Origin of the sequence: Antarcticimicrobium sp., assembly GCF_029212575.1 — a bacterium.
In the GTDB taxonomy this organism is placed as follows: Bacteria; Pseudomonadota; Alphaproteobacteria; order Rhodobacterales; family Rhodobacteraceae; genus Antarcticimicrobium.
Map to the genome: position 1 here is coordinate 179873 of NZ_JARGPK010000042.1, position 15550 is coordinate 195422.

Consider the following 15550-nt stretch of genomic DNA (forward strand, 5'->3'; position numbering starts at 1 on the left):
TGGGCCAGAGGCCGACAGCTGGGCGGTAGACACGCCGCTGTCCGAAACCACGGAACGCTACGACCTGGAAATCCTCAGCCTGGACGGAGTGTCCGTCCTGCGCACGATGGCCGGTCTGACCGAAGCCCGCGCGGATTACACGGCTGCGATGCAGACGGCCGACTATGGCGCGGCCACCGCGACGATCCGGGTCCGGATCTATCAACTGGGCAGCCTGGGGCGCGGATAGATGAAGAGACATTGCTCTAGGTGGCCTTTGCGGCGTCGTTCAAATGCCGAGGACACGTTCGCAAGGCATTCTTGTATGAAACTCGTCTTTAACCGGGTGTTCAAGAGTTCCAGTCGCACCGCAGATTGAAGACCGCTGTTCTGCAACATTCCCTGTCAAACACTGCAAATTTCGCTGACAGGCTACAACAGCGCCGCGTGGCCCCTGGCTGACGCAACGCGCCGGCGACCCCGGCCGCGATCCGGCCATGTGACGATATTTTGACGTATCCGCCGATTGCTCCACAAGTTATTGCTGTTATCCCCAAAATAAGGGTTGCCAGATGGAGTCTGAGGTCGCACCATATCTGGTATGGGCAAGGGGGATCGCCCCGGCCTATTGAGCAGGCACCTAGCGCTTGGGGCGCTAACCGCCCCAGCCGCTAACTTAAAAGAGGTGGCACCATGGCCCTTTCCGAGCATTACCTGGAAGAAGACATTCACCCCATCGACATCGTCGAACATATCGCCGAGCACCACGATTGGGATTTCGACAGGATCGGCGATGATCAGATCGCGATGGCGGTCGAGGGTCAGTGGCGCACCTATTCCATCACGCTCGCCTGGTCGGGCTATGACGAAACGCTGCGGCTGGTCTGCACCTTTGAAATGGACCCGCCCGAGGACCAGTTGGGCGGTCTCTACGAACTTCTGAACGCGATGAACGACCAGTGCTGGGCCGGCGCATTTACCTATTGGGGCGAGCAAAAGCTGATGGTCTATCGCTATGGCCTCGTCCTGGCGGGCGGGCAGGTGGCCAGCCCCGAGCAGATCGACACCATGATCAACGCGGCCGTGCTCAGCGCCGAGCGCTACTATCCCGCGATCCAGCTTCTGGTCTGGGGCGGGCGCAGCCCGCGCGACGCGATGCAGGCGGCCATTGCAGAGGCCTACGGGCGCGCGTAAACCTTGGCCCCGAACCGACAGGACGGGGAGGGGCGTAAGGATGGATTTCTCGCGTATCGCGGACCAGGGGCTGGTGCTTCTGGGCTGCGGCAAGATGGGGTCGGCCATGCTGGCGGGCTGGCTGGAGCGCGGATTGCCCCCGGCCGAGGTCTGGGTGGTCGATCCGCACCCCTCCGACTGGGTGCGGACGCAGGGTGTCAACCTGAACGCGCCGCTGCCCGAGAGCCCCGCCATCGCGCTGGTTGCGGTCAAACCGCAGATGATGCGCGAGGCGCTGCCGGGCCTGCACAGGCTGGGCGGCGGCGGGACGCTGTTCGTTTCGGTCGCCGCCGGTACGCCGATTTCCGCCTATGAAGAGATGCTGGGGGCAAACACCCCCATCGTGCGCGCCATGCCCAACACGCCGGCGGCAGTGGGGCGCGGCATCACCGCGCTGATCGGCAACGCGCGCGCCAGTGCCGACGACCTTGATACCGCCGAACGGCTGCTTGCTGCGGTGGGCCAGACCGTGCGGCTGGACAGCGAGGCGCAGATGGACGCGGTCACCGGCGTCAGCGGCTCTGGCCCGGCCTATGTCTTTCACCTGATCGAAACGCTGGCGGCGGCGGGGCAGGCGCAGGGTCTTTCCGCCGATCTGGCGATGACGCTCGCCAAGGCCACGGTGGCCGGCGCCGGTGCTCTGGCCGAGGCCGCCGAGGAGAGCCCCGAACAACTCCGGATCAACGTCACCAGTCCCAACGGCACCACCCAGGCCGCGCTGGAGGTTCTGATGGATGCTGAAACCGGGTTTCCGCCCCTGTTGAAACGCGCCGTTGCCGCTGCCGCCGACCGCTCGCGGGAGTTGTCCCGTGGCTGAGATCAGTTTTGACGATTTTCTCAAGGTCGACATCCGCGTCGGCCGCGTGACCCGCGCCGAACCCTATCCCGAGGCGCGCAAACCCGCGATCAAGCTCTGGGTCGATTTCGGCCCGGAGATCGGGGAGAAGAGATCCTCGGCCCAGATCACCGTCCATTACGCGCCCGAGGCGCTGGTGGGAAAACAGGTGATGGCTGTGGTCAATTTTCCGCCGCGCCAGATCGGCAAGTTCATGTCTGAAGTGCTGGTTCTGGGGCTGGCCGACGAGAATGGCGATGTGGTGCTGATCGGCCCGGACCAATCGGTCGCCGACGGCGCGCGGATGCACTGATGAAACGGGTTCTTCTGTCGCGGCCGATGCCGCCCGCCACCATCGCCGCCGCCGAGGCGCTGTTCGACGTCGAGGTGCGCCAAAACACGCAGCCGATGACCGCCGCCGAGATCCGGGCGGGCCTTGCGGTCTACGACGGGATGATGCTCACCCTGGGCGATTCAGTGACGGCGGAGATTTTGCAGGATTTCGGCCGCCCGCGCTGCCGGATTCTTGCCAACTTCGGGGTTGGCTACAACCATATCGATGCCGTCGCCTGCCGGGCGCGCGGGGTGACGGTGTCGAACACCCCCGGCGCCGTCACCGACGCGACCGCGGATATCGCCATGACGCTGATCCTGATGGCCTGCCGCCGCGCGGGCGAGGGCGAGCGTCTGGTCCGGTCCGGGGGCTGGCAGGGCTGGCACCCGACCCAGATGCTGGGCCTGCACGTGACCGGGCGCAAGCTGGGCGTGATCGGCATGGGGCGGATCGGCCAGGCGGTGGCGCGGCGCTGCCATTTCGGTTTCGGCATGGAGGTGGGGTATTTCAACCGCTCCGAAAAGGCGCTGGATCATCCCGCCACCCGGTTTGACCATTTGACCGACCTGGCCGGATGGGCCGATATCCTTGTCGTCGCCGCCCCGGCCACGCCCGAGACGCATCACCTTGTCGGCGCGGATGTGCTGGCCGCGATGCGATCCCACAGCGTGCTGGTCAATATCGCGCGCGGCGACATCGTCGACGAGGCGGCGCTGATCGCGGCGCTGCAATCGGGCCGGATCGGTGCGGCGGGGCTCGACGTCTATGAGCATGAGCCGGAGGTGCCGGAGGCACTGATCGTACAGGAAAACGCGGTGCTGTTGCCGCACCTGGGGACCGCCGCCCTGGATGTGCGCGAGAACATGGGCGCGATGGCGGTAGAGAACCTGCGGGCCTATTTCGCCGGTGAAGAGGTGCCCAACCGGGTGAACTGAGGGTTCAGATCCCGGCCTTGCGCTCGCCCATCGCCTCGCGCCAGTGTCGGCGGCATAGCGAGACATAGGTCTCGTTGCCGCCGATCTGGATCTGATCGCCGTCGCGCATCGGCTGGCCGTCGGGACCCTGGCGGATCACCATGGTGGCCTTGCGCCCGCAGCGGCAGATCGTGCGCACCTCGCGCATTTCGTCGGCCAGCGCCAGCAAGGCGGCCGAGCCGGGAAACAGCTCGCCGCGGAAATCCACCCGCAGGCCGTAGCAGAGCACCGGCAGGTTCAGGTCATCGACCACGCGCGCCAGTTGCCAGACCTGTTCCGGTTCAAGGAACTGGGCCTCATCGACAAAGATGCAGGCCTGCGCCTCGGTGGTGTGCCTTTCGGCGATCAGGGCAAACAGGTCATCGCCGGCGCCAAAGGTCTCGGCCGCTTCCGCGATTCCGATCCGCGAGGCAATCCGGCCTTCGCCGGCCCGGTCATCCAGATCGGCGGTTAGAAGCAGCGTATTCATGCCGTTTTCGCGGTAGTTGTGCGACGCCTGCAACAGCACCGTCGATTTCCCGGCATTCATGGTTGAGTAGTTGAAGAACAGCTTTGCCATGGCGGTCGTCTAAGCGCAGAATGACCAGGCGGCAAGGCGCAGGGGGCGCAAAATAGACGCCGCCGCTGTGTCTGCCGCGATCCGGGACGGAACGACCCTGGGGATGGACGGGCAGAGCAACAGCGACGACGCCTTGGCCAAAATGGCCTCAGCAACGGGGGGGAAGGAACAATGCAGACCCGTCGCCAGTAATCAAGCGGGCTCAAAATACAACCCACCACTCTCTAACGCCCTCGAAAACCAGAGGGATAGAAAACAAATCGCATTTCGAATAAGACAAAAGAATGGGAAATCATGTGGATGCTTCCCCCTCGGGGCTGGGGGCGCAAAACGGGGCAGGCGGGGCGAAAAAATGGAAAGCTATCTGAAGCGGCACACCGAGACGTTGGTCAAGGATGTCGGGATCGAGGCCGCCTGCGAGATTTCGGGCAAGTCGAAGGCGACATTGGGACGCTATTACTCGGACCATCCGGAACATGAAGACCGGTTCATGCCCGTCGATGTCGTCGCCAAGCTCGAGACCGCGGCGGGTTACCCGCATGTCACCAGCGCGTTGGCAGAGTTGCAGCAGATTTCCCTGTCCTTCGACGACCGCCGCCCCAATGCCTCGGAGAGCGGCGGGGTCAACAGCGACGTGATCGCGCTGAGCCAACGGTTCGCCATGCTGATGAGCGAATACCAGATGGCGATCGAGGACGGGATCATCACCGTGAACGAGGCCAAGCGTCTGCTGCGCGAGACGGTGCTGCTGCAACGGGTGCTGATCGACATGAAGCTGCACCTGGAACAGGAAAGCGCCTGACGCGATACGGTCGGGCAGGGTGCTGCGACCGCGCCCGGGTGATCCTACCGGGCGCTCAGGCGTGTCGGCGCAGCAGAACCGATCCCACCGAATATCCCGCCCCGAAGGAACAGATCAGGCCGATATCGCCCTCTGCCATGTCCTCGGAGTTCTGCGAGAAGGCGATGATTGAGCCCGCCGAGGAGGTATTGGCGTATTCCTGCAGGATGTTGGGTTGTTCCTGCGGGTCCGGCACGCGGCCCATCACCTTCTTGCCGATCAGGTCGTTCATCGACTTGTTGGCCTGGTGCAGCCACATCCGCGTCAGGTCGGCCCCCTCCAGCCCCTTGTCGGCCATGTGATCGGCGATATGGGCGCTGACCATCGGCACGACCTCCTTGAAGACCTTGCGGCCGTTCTGCATGAACTGCATGTCGCGGCGGTCGGCCACCCCGTCCGGGCGAGAGCGGCGCAGAAAGCCGTTGTTGTTGCGGATGTTGTTGGAAAACAACGTGGCGCAGCGGGTCGAGAGGATCTCGAAGAATGGGCCGCTGGCATCCTCCATCCGCTCTATCACGGTGGCGGTGGCCACGTCGCCGAAGATGAAATGGCAATCGCGGTCGCGCCATTCCAGGTGGCCCGAGCAGATCTCGGGGTTGACCACCAGCGCGGCGCGGATCGAGCCGGAGCGCACCATGTCGGCGGCGGCCTGAATGCCGAAGGTCGCCGAGGAGCAGGCGACGTTCATGTCGAATGCGAACCCCTCGATCCCCAGCAGATCCTGGATCTCGATCGCCATCGCCGGATAGGCGCGCTCCATGTTCGAGGCAGCGCAGATCACCAGGTCGATATCCTCGGGCTGCTTGCCAGCCTGAGCCAGCGCCTTTTTGGCGGCATCGAGCGCCATCTCGGCCATCAGCGAGGGTTCATCGTCGCTGCGCTGCCGGAACAGCGGGTGCATCACCGACGGATCCAGAATGCCGCTCTTGTTCATCACGTGCCGCCGCTCGATCCCCGATGCCTTGACGATGAACTCGTCCGAGGAATGGGCCAGGGGCTCCATCCCGCCGGCGGCGATGGTCGTCGCGTTCTCGGCGTTCACCCGGTCGGCATAGGCGTTGTACGCCTCGACCAGTTCGGCATTGGTGATGATCTCGTCCGGGGTGAAGACCCCGCTGCCCGTGATCGCGGGTGTATGCATGTTAGGCTCTCCTGCGCAGCCTGTCGATCTGGCCCAAATTGCGCGCAAAGGTCAAGCATGGGACAGGTCAGGCGCGGCCCGCGCGCTCAAATCAGCGGGATCAGGGGGATCCCGCCGCAGGCAGCAAGGGCGAGAAGGCTGACCAGGGCAAGGGCAAGGCGCATGGGGTTTTCCGGTTCTGCTCGTTTTTTTCAGTGTGGGCCGCCCGGAGGCGCGCGGTCAAGCTGGCTTTTGCCTGTCGGTGGCGCAAACCGGGGGGCAGCTCGACAAAAATGTCGGCAGGGGATTCACAAAACCGAAATACTGAATAGATAAAGCGAGGACCGGAGCGACCCTGGATCGCCTCTGGCCGATCTCCGACACAGGCAGGATTTGTTTTGACCAACTCCGACACCACATTCGATCCGAAGGCCCCGCATGATCCCGAACGCGAGTTGGCCAACATGATCGACACCGCCTTTCGCGCCGCGATCAGCCAGATGACCTCGGGGCTGTCGCCGGCGGCGCTGATGCAGCATTACACGGAATGGGCGCTGCACATGGCAAGCTCGCCAGGCAAGCAGTTGCAGCTTGGTCATCTGGCGTTTGAAAACTGGTCCGACTTTTCCCGTTACCTGACCCGATGCGCGATGAACGGCAACGGCGCGGCCTGCGCCGAACCGGATGCCCGCGACCGCCGCTTTCGCCACGAAGGGTGGGCGCATCAGCCCTTCGCGGCCTATCAGCAGGCCTTTCTGCTGACCCAGAAATGGTGGGACGAGGCCACGACGGGCGTGCGCGGGATGTCGCGCGCCAATGAACGGGTGGTAAATTTCGCAGCCCGCCAGATCCTCGATGCGATGGCCCCCAGCAATTTCATCGCGACGAACCCCGAGATTCTGGAAAAGACCATCAAGACCGGCGGTGCCAACCTGCTCGAGGGCGCGCGCAATTTTCAGGAAGATGTCCAGCACGCCCTTCTGCGGGAAAAGGAACCGCTGTCGGAGGAGTATTGCGTCGGCGAGAGAGTGGCCGTCACGCCCGGCAAGGTGGTCTATCGCAACCATCTGATCGAGCTGATCCAGTACGAGCCGGCAACGGAAAAGGTCCAGCCCGAGCCGGTGCTGATCGTGCCGGCCTGGATCATGAAATACTATATCCTCGATCTCAGCCCGGAAAACTCGATGGTGAAATACCTGACCGAACAGGGGTTCACCGTCTTCATGATTTCCTGGCGCAACCCGGGTGCCGAGGATGCCGGCTATGGCATGGCGGACTATCGCCGGATGGGGCCGATGGCGGCCCTGGACGAGGTGACGCAGCGCACCGGAGCCACCCGCGTTCACGCGGTGGGGTATTGCCTTGGCGGCACCTTGCTGAGCATTGCCGCCGCTGCCATGGCGCGCGAGGGCGACACCCGCCTGGCCAGCTTGACCCTGCTGGCGGCCCAGATGGATTTCACCGAGGCCGGCGAACTGACCCTGTTCATCAACGAAAGCGAGGTCTCCTTCCTCGAGGACATGATGTGGCGGAACGGCTATCTCGACGCGGCGCAGATGGCTGGGGCGTTCCAGCTGCTGCGCTCCAACGACCTGATCTGGTCGCGGCTGCAGCATGAATACCTGATGGGAGAGACGCTGCGCTCCAGCGACCTGATGGCCTGGAACGCGGATTCGACGCGCATGCCCTACCGGATGCATTCGGAATACCTGCGCCAGCTGTTCCTTGAAAACGCCTTTGCAACCGGCAAGTTCGAAGTCGAGGGGCACCCGGTCACGCCGCGCGACATTCAGATGCCGATCTTTGCCGTCGGCACCGAAACCGACCACGTGGCGCCGTGGAAATCGGCCTACAAGACCGGCGCGCTGACCCGCTCCGAGGTGACCTTTGCCCTGACCAACGGTGGCCACAACGCCGGAGTCTTATCCGAGCCGGGGCATCACCACCGCCATTTCCGGCTGGGCCGGATCCTGAGCAACAACCACTTCATCCCGGCCGAGGAATGGGCGGAGCAGGCCGAAACCCATGACGGGTCGTGGTGGCTGGCCTGGGTGAACTGGCTGAAGGGCCAGCAACGCGGCGAGCCGGTCGCGCCGCCGAAGATGGGCAATGCGATCTGCGACGCGCCAGGCACCTATGTGATGATGCGGTGAGGGGCAGGGGGCGATTGATCCGGGATCCGTCGCGCAACGTTTTACATGCGACGTCGTGCGCAAAGTGAAATGCCCGACCGTTTGGCTTGCACCTGCTGCCTTGGCTATACGCCCATCATCAGGACGTCGATCGCGCGCGTGATCAGATCGGCCTGATCCGCGACAGTCCCGTCGCGGCGCAGGGTCGATCGGCGCACCGCCGCGATCAGCCGGGTCGCCAAGACCAGCCGCCTGCCATCATGCAGGATCACGGGATTCAAATGCGTCACGGCAGGATAGTCGGGAAGCAGCGGAATGACCACCACGGCAGGATCCGTCGGCAACAGGTCGCTTTCGACGATGACCATGGCAACGCCGTTGTAGTTTGCCACGTCATGGCGCTTCAATGGTCCCAAGACGCGCGCCCGGGCGCGGCGATGATGTCGGCCAAGGGATGCCCGTTTTTCTCGTGCCATTCCGCCTGGGCCGCGAAGGCCTCCGCGTTTTCTTCACGCCAGCGTTGTTGCCGGGCTTGCGCGACGGCCTGTCTCAGCGCCGTGTCGGCGACCGAGGAGACATTGATACCCAAGCCCCTCGCTTGGTCAAGAAGCTCGACGTCGAGCGTCAGGGAGGTTTTGCGCTTCGCCACAGGGGCCATTTGTGTGGGCTCCGCCTTCATACCGCTGGATCATACCGCATTTCATCCACATGGCAAAGCGGCATCCTCGGCGCGCCAGAGGTTCACCCCGCACCAGCAGGGTCGGGAGGCTTTTTTCCGAGGTTAAATGAGGCGGTGGGCATCAAGCACCGTTCGGCGCCGAAATCGCGAGGGCAGAAAGATACCGACCCTGAAATGCGAAATGCCCGGCGGTTCGGCCGGGCATTCGTCGTTTTTCCGCCGGTGATCACGCCTGTAGCGATTTCACCCCGACATCCCCCTCGGCCTGCGCCTTGATCGCCAACGCCGCGGCGTGGCTGCCGGCGGCGGTGGTGAAATAGGGGATCTTGTCATAAAGCGCGACCGAGCGGATGCCCTTGGAGTCCTCGACCGCCTGCGCCCCCTCGGTGGTGTTCATCACCAGCTGGATCTCGCCGTCCTTCATCATGTCGACAATGTCGGGGCGCCCCTCGTAGACCTTGTTGACCACGTCGCAGGCCACGTCATGCCCGGCCAGCCAGCCCTGCGTGCCGCGGGTCGCGACGATGGTAAAGCCGAGATCGACCAGCGTTTTCGCGGCCTCGAGCATCAGCGCGGTCTTGTCGGCGTCCTTGATCGAGACAAAGGCGCGGCCCGCGCGCGGCAGCGACATGCCCGCGCCCATCTGCGCCTTGAGGAAGGCGCGCGGGAAATCGCGGTCCCAGCCCATCACCTCGCCGGTCGAGCGCATTTCGGGGCCGAGGATGGTGTCGACGCCGGGGAACCGGGCAAAGGGCATTACCGCCTCCTTGACCGAGAACCACGGCATGTTGGGATCGGCCAGCGTCATCGGGTCGGCCAGCGGCAGCACGGTGTCGTAATCGGCGTCCTGCTGATAGGGCGCGCGCTGCGGGAAATCGGCCAGCTTTTCGCCCGCCATGATCCGCGCGGCGATCGAGGCAATCGCTGAATCCGTGGCCTTGGCGACGAAGGGCACGGTGCGGCTGGCGCGCGGGTTCACCTCGATCAGGTAGATATCGCCGTCCTTGATCGCGAACTGGATGTTCATCAACCCGACCACGTTCAGCGCCCTGGCCAGCGCATGGGTCTGGGTCTTGACCTCGGCGATCAGCTCGGCCGAGAGCGAGTAGGGCGGCAGCGAACAGGCGCTGTCGCCGGAATGCACGCCGGCCTCCTCGATATGCTGCATGATGCCCGCCACATGCACGTCGGTGCCGTCGCAGAGCGCATCCACGTCCAGCTCAACCGCCCCGGAAAGATAGCTGTCGAGCAGCACCGGGCTGTCGCCCGAGACCACCACAGCCTCGTTGATGTAGCGTTTCAGGTGATCCATGTCGCGCACGATCTCCATCGCGCGCCCGCCCAGCACGTAGGAGGGGCGGATCACCAGCGGAAAGCCGATGATCTCGGCGATCTTGAGCGCCTGTTCGTCGGTCGAGGCGATGCCGTTGTGCGGCTGCTTCAGGCCGAGCTTGTTGACCAGGTCCTGGAACCGCTCGCGGTCCTCGGCCAGGTCGATGGCGTCGGGCGTGGTGCCGAGAATCGGGATGCCCTCTTCGAACAGCGCATTGGCCAGTTTCAGGGGAGTTTGGCCGCCGAATTGTACAATCACCCCGTGCAGGGTTCCGTTCATCTGCTCGACCCGCAGGATCTCCATCACGTGCTCGAAGGTGAGCGGCTCGAAATAGAGCCGGTCGGAGGTGTCGTAATCGGTGCTGACGGTCTCGGGGTTGCAGTTGATCATGATGGTCTCGTAGCCCGCGTCGGTCAGCGCGAAACAGGCGTGACAGCAGCAATAGTCGAACTCGATCCCCTGCCCGATCCGGTTCGGGCCGCCGCCCAGGATCACCACCTTCTTGCGGTCCGACGGGCGCGCCTCGCATTCCACCTCGCCCATCATCGGGGCCTCGTAGGTGGAGTACATGTAAGGGGTCTGTGCCTCGAACTCGGCGGCGCAGGTGTCGATCCGCTTGAACACCGCGCTGATGCCCAGGTTGCGGCGGGCGCGGCGCACGTTGGCCTCGTCCCGGCCGGTGAGCGTGCCGAGGCGGGCATCGGTGAAGCCCATCATCTTGAGCGCGCGCAGCCGCTGCTCGGTCACCGGCAGGCCGGTCTTGCGCAGCTCGGCCTCGGTCTCGACGATCTCGCGGATGCGGGCCAGGAACCAGGGGTCGAACATGGTGACGGCGTGGATTTCCTCGTCGGTCAGCCCGTGGCGCATGGCCTGGGCGATGGTGCGCATCCGGTCCGGGGTCTGCTGGCTGATCGCCTTGATCACCGCGGCCTTGTCGGCGCCGGCGTCCTCCCACGGGTCCGCCTGCACGCCTGGGATCACCACCTCGTCAAAGCCGGTGAGCCCGGATTCCATCGAGGCCAGCGCCTTTTGCAGCGATTCGTGGATGGTGCGGCCGATCGCCATCGCCTCGCCCACCGATTTCATCGCGGTGGTCAGGTAGGGCTCGGAGCCGGGGAACTTTTCAAAGGCGAATTTCGGGATCTTGGTGACGACCTAGTCGATGGTCGGCTCGAAGCTGGCGGGCGTCACCTTGGTGATGTCGTTGTCAAGCTCGTCCAGTGTATAGCCCACGGCAAGCTTGGCGGCGATCTTGGCGATGGGAAAGCCGGTCGCCTTGGACGCCAGCGCCGAGCTCCGCGACACCCGCGGGTTCATCTCGATCACCACCATGCGGCCGGTGTCCGGGCTGACCGCCCATTGCACGTTGGAGCCGCCGGTCTCGACCCCGATCTCGCGCAGCACGGCGATACTGCCGTTGCGCATGATCTGGTATTCCTTGTCGGTCAGCGTCAGCGCCGGCGCCACGGTGATCGAATCGCCGGTATGCACGCCCATCGGATCGACGTTTTCGATGGAACAGACGATGATCGCGTTGTCCGCCTTGTCGCGGACCACCTCCATCTCATATTCTTTCCAGCCCAGCAGGCTTTCATCAACCAGGATCTGGTTCACCGGCGAGGCATCCATGCCCGAGCGGCAGAAGTGGATGTAATCCTCGCGGTTGTAGGCGACACCGCCACCGGTGCCGCCCAGGGTAAAGGCGGGACGGATGATCGCGGGCAGGCCGATCTCCTCGAGCGCGTCGAGCGCGATCTGCACCCCGGCCTCCAGGTCGGCCTTGCCGTTGTCTTTCTTCGGGGCGGTGACGATGGTGGCGCGTGGGTTTTCCAGCCCGATCCGGTCCATCGCCTCGCGAAACAGCTTGCGGTCCTCGGCCATCTCGATGGCGTCGCGCTTGGCGCCGATCATCTCGACGCCGAACTTGTCCAACACGCCCATTTCCTCAAGCGCCAGCGAGGTGTTCAGCCCGGTCTGCCCGCCCATGGTCGGCAAGAGCGCGTCGGGGCGTTCCTTTTCGATGATCTTTGCAACCACTTCCGGCGGGATCGGTTCGAGATAGGTGGCATCGGCCAGCCCCGGATCGGTCATGATCGTCGCCGGGTTGGAGTTGACCAGGATCACCCGGTAGCCCTCTTCGCGCAGGGCCTTGCAGGCCTGGGCGCCGGAATAGTCGAACTCGCAGGCCTGGCCGATCACGATGGGGCCTGCCCCGATGATCATGATCGACTGGATATCGGTTCTTTTCGGCATGGCCTGTTCCTTCGATCTGGTCGCATCCGTGCGAGTCATCGGCTGCGGGCGGGCTGTCAAATTGACCCGCTTTATAGGGGAGCAAAGGAAAGGTGCAAGGGGCGCGCGCAGCGGGTTGCGGCCATCTCATGGCCCGCCGGATGCGCAAAAGGAAATCCCCCCGCAAAGGCGGGGGGATTCAATGGTTTCAGATCGGATCAGGCGATGCCGAAGGTAAAGTCCGAGGCGTCGATATCCGCCACGTCGGTGTTCTTGACCTTGGCGAAGTCCACGCCGTCGAGATCCAGGATGACGCTGCTGCCAGCCTTGCGGACACCGATGTCGGCAAAGGTGTGGAGCACGTCGTCGAGGATGTTGAAGGTGTCGGAGCCGTCCTCGTAATCCAGGACAACATCCGTCGGCACGATCGTATCGGCGTTGAACTCGAACACGTCGTCGCCGTCCCCACCCTTCAGCTTGTCCTTGCCGGCACCGCCGGCGATCAGGTCGTCGCCCTTGCCGCCGTCGATCTTGTCCTTGCCGGCATTGCCATAAATTTCATCATCGCCGGCGCCGCCGTTGATCTTGTCGTTGCCGCCCTTGCCCTTGATCAGGTTGTCGGCCCGGTTGCCCTCGATGATATCGCGGAAATCGGTGCCGATGGCATTCTCGATCAGGGTGTCGGTGGCGTCGCTGATGCCGGTTTCGATCGAGTCGATGATGTCCGAGCTGTCCGAGCTCAGGTCAACAACGGTGCCGAAGCCGAAGAAATCGACGATGTCCTGGTAGGCCTCTGTGACCGAGGTGCCGAAATCGGACACGGCAAAGACCGGGACGATCCCGCCCTTGATCAGGGCGTCCTTGACCTGGTCAAGGGTCGGATAGTCTTCGCCGGTGCCGTCATCGCCGGGGCCGTCGGTGACGTCGTCACCATCGTTCGGGGCAACCGGGTTGTCGCCGGCAAAGTGCGGCACCGCGTCGGTGGCCAGAACCACGACCTTGGTCGCATCGGTGGACCACCCAACCTCGGCCGTCCGCAGCGCCACCTGCATCAGGCCGGTCAGCTGCGACTCGGGGCCATCAGACCCGCTGCCGAGAACCAGCGCGTCGAGCGCGGCTTTCCAGGCATCGAAATCGGAGGTGAGGCCCAGCGCGGTCTGATACTCATGGTCCGATGTGCTGCCGAAGGGCGAGGTCGGCTTGTCGATAAAGCTGGCAAGGCCCAGCTCAACGCTGGTCGCCAGACCCGAGAGAGCGGTGACCAGATCGTCGGCCAGACCGCTCACGGTCGTGAGGTCGTCGCCGAACGAGCCGGAGAGATCCTCCAGCAGAACCAGTTCCAGCCCCCGCGGGCCATCGTCGGTCAGGCCGGTCAGTTCGATGGTGCGGTCGTCCACCTCGGAGATGCTGCCGGGGTTCATGTCGATCCGGGCGCCTGTGATGCCGCCGTGGAAGTTGATGGTGTCACTGTTGCCCGCCGTGTCGGTGATGACCACGTGGTCACCGGCAAAGCCGTTGACGACGAAATGGTCACTGCCATCGCCGCCAAAGGCGGTGTCGTCGCCCGCGGTCAGGTCAAACACGTCCCTGCCGGCGCCTCCCAGCAATACGTCGTCGCCGATGCCGCCGACCAGAACGTCGTTGCCGTCTCCGCCGTCGAGAAAGTCATCGCCGTTCTGGCCAAGCAGAACGTCGTTGCCGCTCAGACCGAGTATTTGATCGCTGAACAGGGACCCAGCCAGGACGTCATCGACGTCGTCTTCGCCCGTGTAAATAGCCATTGCTCTTCTCCTATTTGCTGCGTTGGTGCGGGTCGCACCAGATTGCAGGGGACGGTACAAATTTCTTCTTAAACTCAAGTGGAGGCGCACTCTGTGAACAAAGTTACACCTCCGTAATGAAAGTACTTTGGAATCGGCTGATCTGGCAATTGATTGTTGGTCGTCGGCACGAGAACGCGACACCGTAAGCGTGATTCCGCCGACGGCGACGGCCGCCTTTTTTTTGGGCAAATCGCCAATATTCCTGGCGAAATTCCTTCCCCCGATGTCTTGCGGGGGCTACTCGGCGGCCTCGTGGAAATCCCGGTCCGGTGCGAGGGGATGCAGGTAGTCGCGCGTCAACGGTGCGGCGTCGCCGCGATGACCGAGCTGGAACTGGAACACCACCTGCTGCTCCTCCTCGAAGGTCATGAAGCACGCGATCAGGTAATAGCGCCACATCCGGATGAACCGGTCGTCATAACTTTGTCGCACGGTGTCGAGGTTGGCGTCGAAGCGGTCCAGCCAATGCCGCAGGGTCATCGCGTAATGAAACCGCATCACCTCGATGTCCAGCGACCACAGGCCCGAGCGTTCGACCGCAGGCGTCAGTTGTGACAGGGTGGGGATATAGCCGCCGGGAAAGATGTACTTGGTGATCCATTCCGCCTGCGCCCCCGGCGGGGCGAGGCTGCCGATGGTGTGGATCAGGGCCAGACCGTCGCGCTCGAGCAGGTTGGCGACCTGTGCGAAATAGGTCCCGTAGAACGGCACGCCCACGTGTTCGAGCATGCCGACCGAGACGATTCTGTCAAAGGTCTCGCTGATGTCGCGATAGTCCTGCAGCCGAAATTCAGTGTTGCGCTCCATCCCGGCCTCGGCGGCGCGGCGCCGGGCGGTGGCCAATTGGTTCTCAGACAGGGTCACGCCGGTGACATGGGCGCCGTGGTCGCGCGCCAGCGTCAGCGCCATGCCGCCCCAGCCGCAGCCGATATCCAGCACCCGCATGCCCGGCTCGATCCGCAGCTTGGCGGCGATATGAGCCTTTTTCGCGCGCTGCGCGTCCTCCAGGCTCATCCCCGGATCGGAAAAATAGGCGCAGCTGTATTGCATGTCCTCGTCCAGAAACAGCCGGTACAGATCGTCGGACAGGTCGTAGTGATGCGCCACGTACTTGCGCGCCAGCCCGGGCGTGTTGCGTCGCAGCCAGCTTTGCGCGCCATAGCGCAACCGGCTGTAGAACCGCGCCCAGAGCGGCAGGTCGTCGCGTCGGCGGTTGCGCAGCAGCACCCGCAGCAGCCCCTCGACGTCGTCGCCCTCGATCTGAAGCGTGCCCTCCATATACGATTCGCCCAGGGCAAGCTCGGGGTTCAGGCACAGGGCCCTGAGCGTCGCCTCCTGGGTAATGCGCACCGCCGCGCCCGGCTCGGCCTGGGTGCCATAACATTCGGTCCGGCCATCGGGATAGGTGACCTGCAATTGACCGGTCTGGATCAATCGCTGCAGCATGCGATCGAAAATGTTGGTCCACATGGACAT

At 64.0% G+C, this 15550-nt stretch carries 13 protein-coding genes and 1 pseudogene; 7 read left to right on the forward strand and 7 right to left on the reverse strand.

Going from position 1 to position 15550, the window contains the following annotated elements:
* Positions 1–88: 88 nt before the first annotated feature.
* The 5 genes from P1U75_RS08345 to P1U75_RS08365 all read left to right on the forward strand — a co-directional run bounded on the left by P1U75_RS08345 (position 89) and on the right by P1U75_RS08365 (position 3316).
* On the forward strand, positions 89–229 hold the full coding sequence (locus P1U75_RS08345; protein WP_300241978.1) for a hypothetical protein: 141 nt from the start codon (positions 89–91) through the stop codon (positions 227–229).
* Positions 230–672: 443 nt separating this feature from the next.
* Positions 673–1173, forward strand: a complete 501-nt coding sequence (locus P1U75_RS08350; RefSeq protein WP_300241980.1) for a YbjN domain-containing protein — start codon at positions 673–675, stop codon at positions 1171–1173.
* A 40-nt stretch (positions 1174–1213) separates the two neighbouring features.
* The gene (gene proC, locus P1U75_RS08355) at positions 1214–2029 is read left to right on the forward strand and encodes a pyrroline-5-carboxylate reductase (RefSeq protein ID WP_300241983.1); all 816 of its coding nucleotides are present in this window, start codon (positions 1214–1216) and stop codon (positions 2027–2029) included.
* Positions 2022–2360: a tRNA-binding protein gene (locus P1U75_RS08360; protein WP_300241985.1), complete on the forward strand. Its 339-nt coding sequence runs from the start codon at positions 2022–2024 to the stop codon at positions 2358–2360. Before proC ends, P1U75_RS08360 begins: the two co-directional genes overlap by 8 nt.
* Positions 2360–3316: a D-glycerate dehydrogenase gene (locus tag P1U75_RS08365; RefSeq protein WP_300241987.1), complete on the forward strand. Its 957-nt coding sequence runs from the start codon at positions 2360–2362 to the stop codon at positions 3314–3316. The genes P1U75_RS08360 and P1U75_RS08365 overlap by 1 nt, the downstream gene beginning before the upstream one ends.
* A 4-nt stretch (positions 3317–3320) precedes the next feature.
* Here P1U75_RS08365 and P1U75_RS08370 read toward each other — a convergent pair whose 3' ends face one another.
* Positions 3321–3914, reverse strand: coding sequence for a thymidine kinase (locus P1U75_RS08370; protein WP_300241989.1), 594 nt, complete (start codon positions 3912–3914; stop codon positions 3321–3323).
* Between the two features lie 352 nt (positions 3915–4266).
* Between P1U75_RS08370 and P1U75_RS08375 the strand changes: the two genes are divergently transcribed.
* Positions 4267–4716, forward strand: a complete 450-nt coding sequence (locus tag P1U75_RS08375; protein ID WP_300241991.1) for a hypothetical protein — start codon at positions 4267–4269, stop codon at positions 4714–4716.
* Between the two features lie 55 nt (positions 4717–4771).
* Here the strand turns inward: P1U75_RS08375 and P1U75_RS08380 are convergent, their stop codons facing one another.
* A complete protein-coding gene (locus P1U75_RS08380) occupies positions 4772–5896 on the reverse strand; it encodes a beta-ketoacyl-ACP synthase III (protein WP_300241992.1) in 1125 nt (374 codons plus the stop codon).
* A gap of 377 nt (positions 5897–6273) precedes the next feature.
* On the opposite strand from P1U75_RS08380, the gene P1U75_RS08385 reads away from it, so the two are divergent.
* Positions 6274–8028 (forward strand): alpha/beta fold hydrolase, encoded by a 1755-nt coding sequence (locus P1U75_RS08385; RefSeq protein WP_300241994.1) that lies wholly within the window; start codon positions 6274–6276, stop codon positions 8026–8028.
* A gap of 104 nt (positions 8029–8132) precedes the next feature.
* Here P1U75_RS08385 and P1U75_RS08390 read toward each other — a convergent pair whose 3' ends face one another.
* From P1U75_RS08390 to P1U75_RS08410, 5 genes and pseudogenes are all read right to left on the reverse strand, one after another.
* Complete coding sequence (locus P1U75_RS08390) at positions 8133–8399, reverse strand: CcdB family protein (protein WP_300241997.1); 267 nt, start codon at positions 8397–8399, stop codon at positions 8133–8135.
* A gap of 11 nt (positions 8400–8410) precedes the next feature.
* Positions 8411–8665, reverse strand: a complete 255-nt coding sequence (locus tag P1U75_RS08395; protein WP_300241999.1) for a type II toxin-antitoxin system CcdA family antitoxin — start codon at positions 8663–8665, stop codon at positions 8411–8413.
* 247 nt (positions 8666–8912) lie between these two features.
* A pseudogene (gene carB / locus P1U75_RS08400) lies at positions 8913–12272 on the reverse strand (carbamoyl-phosphate synthase large subunit).
* A 197-nt stretch (positions 12273–12469) separates the two neighbouring features.
* Positions 12470–14032, reverse strand: coding sequence for a hypothetical protein (locus tag P1U75_RS08405; protein WP_300242001.1), 1563 nt, complete (start codon positions 14030–14032; stop codon positions 12470–12472).
* Between the two features lie 279 nt (positions 14033–14311).
* Positions 14312–15544, reverse strand: a complete 1233-nt coding sequence (locus P1U75_RS08410) for a cyclopropane-fatty-acyl-phospholipid synthase family protein (RefSeq protein ID WP_300242004.1) — start codon at positions 15542–15544, stop codon at positions 14312–14314.
* Positions 15545–15550: the final 6 nt, after the last annotated feature.

Excerpts from the sequence above, each read along its gene's own strand:
- P1U75_RS08350 (WP_300241980.1), top strand. The coding sequence starts at position 673 with ATGGCCCTTTCCGAGCATTACCTGGAAGAAGACATTCACCCCATCGAC.
- P1U75_RS08395 (WP_300241999.1), bottom strand. The coding sequence starts at position 8,665 with ATGGCCCCTGTGGCGAAGCGCAAAACCTCCCTGACGCTCGACGTCGAG.
- P1U75_RS08370 (WP_300241989.1), bottom strand. The coding sequence starts at position 3,914 with ATGGCAAAGCTGTTCTTCAACTACTCAACCATGAATGCCGGGAAATCG.
- P1U75_RS08410 (WP_300242004.1), bottom strand. The coding sequence starts at position 15,544 with ATGTGGACCAACATTTTCGATCGCATGCTGCAGCGATTGATCCAGACC.
- P1U75_RS08405 (WP_300242001.1), bottom strand. The coding sequence starts at position 14,032 with ATGGCTATTTACACGGGCGAAGACGACGTCGATGACGTCCTGGCTGGG.
- P1U75_RS08375 (WP_300241991.1), top strand. The coding sequence starts at position 4,267 with ATGGAAAGCTATCTGAAGCGGCACACCGAGACGTTGGTCAAGGATGTC.
- P1U75_RS08380 (WP_300241992.1), bottom strand. The coding sequence starts at position 5,896 with ATGCATACACCCGCGATCACGGGCAGCGGGGTCTTCACCCCGGACGAG.
- proC (WP_300241983.1), top strand. The coding sequence starts at position 1,214 with ATGGATTTCTCGCGTATCGCGGACCAGGGGCTGGTGCTTCTGGGCTGC.
- P1U75_RS08365 (WP_300241987.1), top strand. The coding sequence starts at position 2,360 with ATGAAACGGGTTCTTCTGTCGCGGCCGATGCCGCCCGCCACCATCGCC.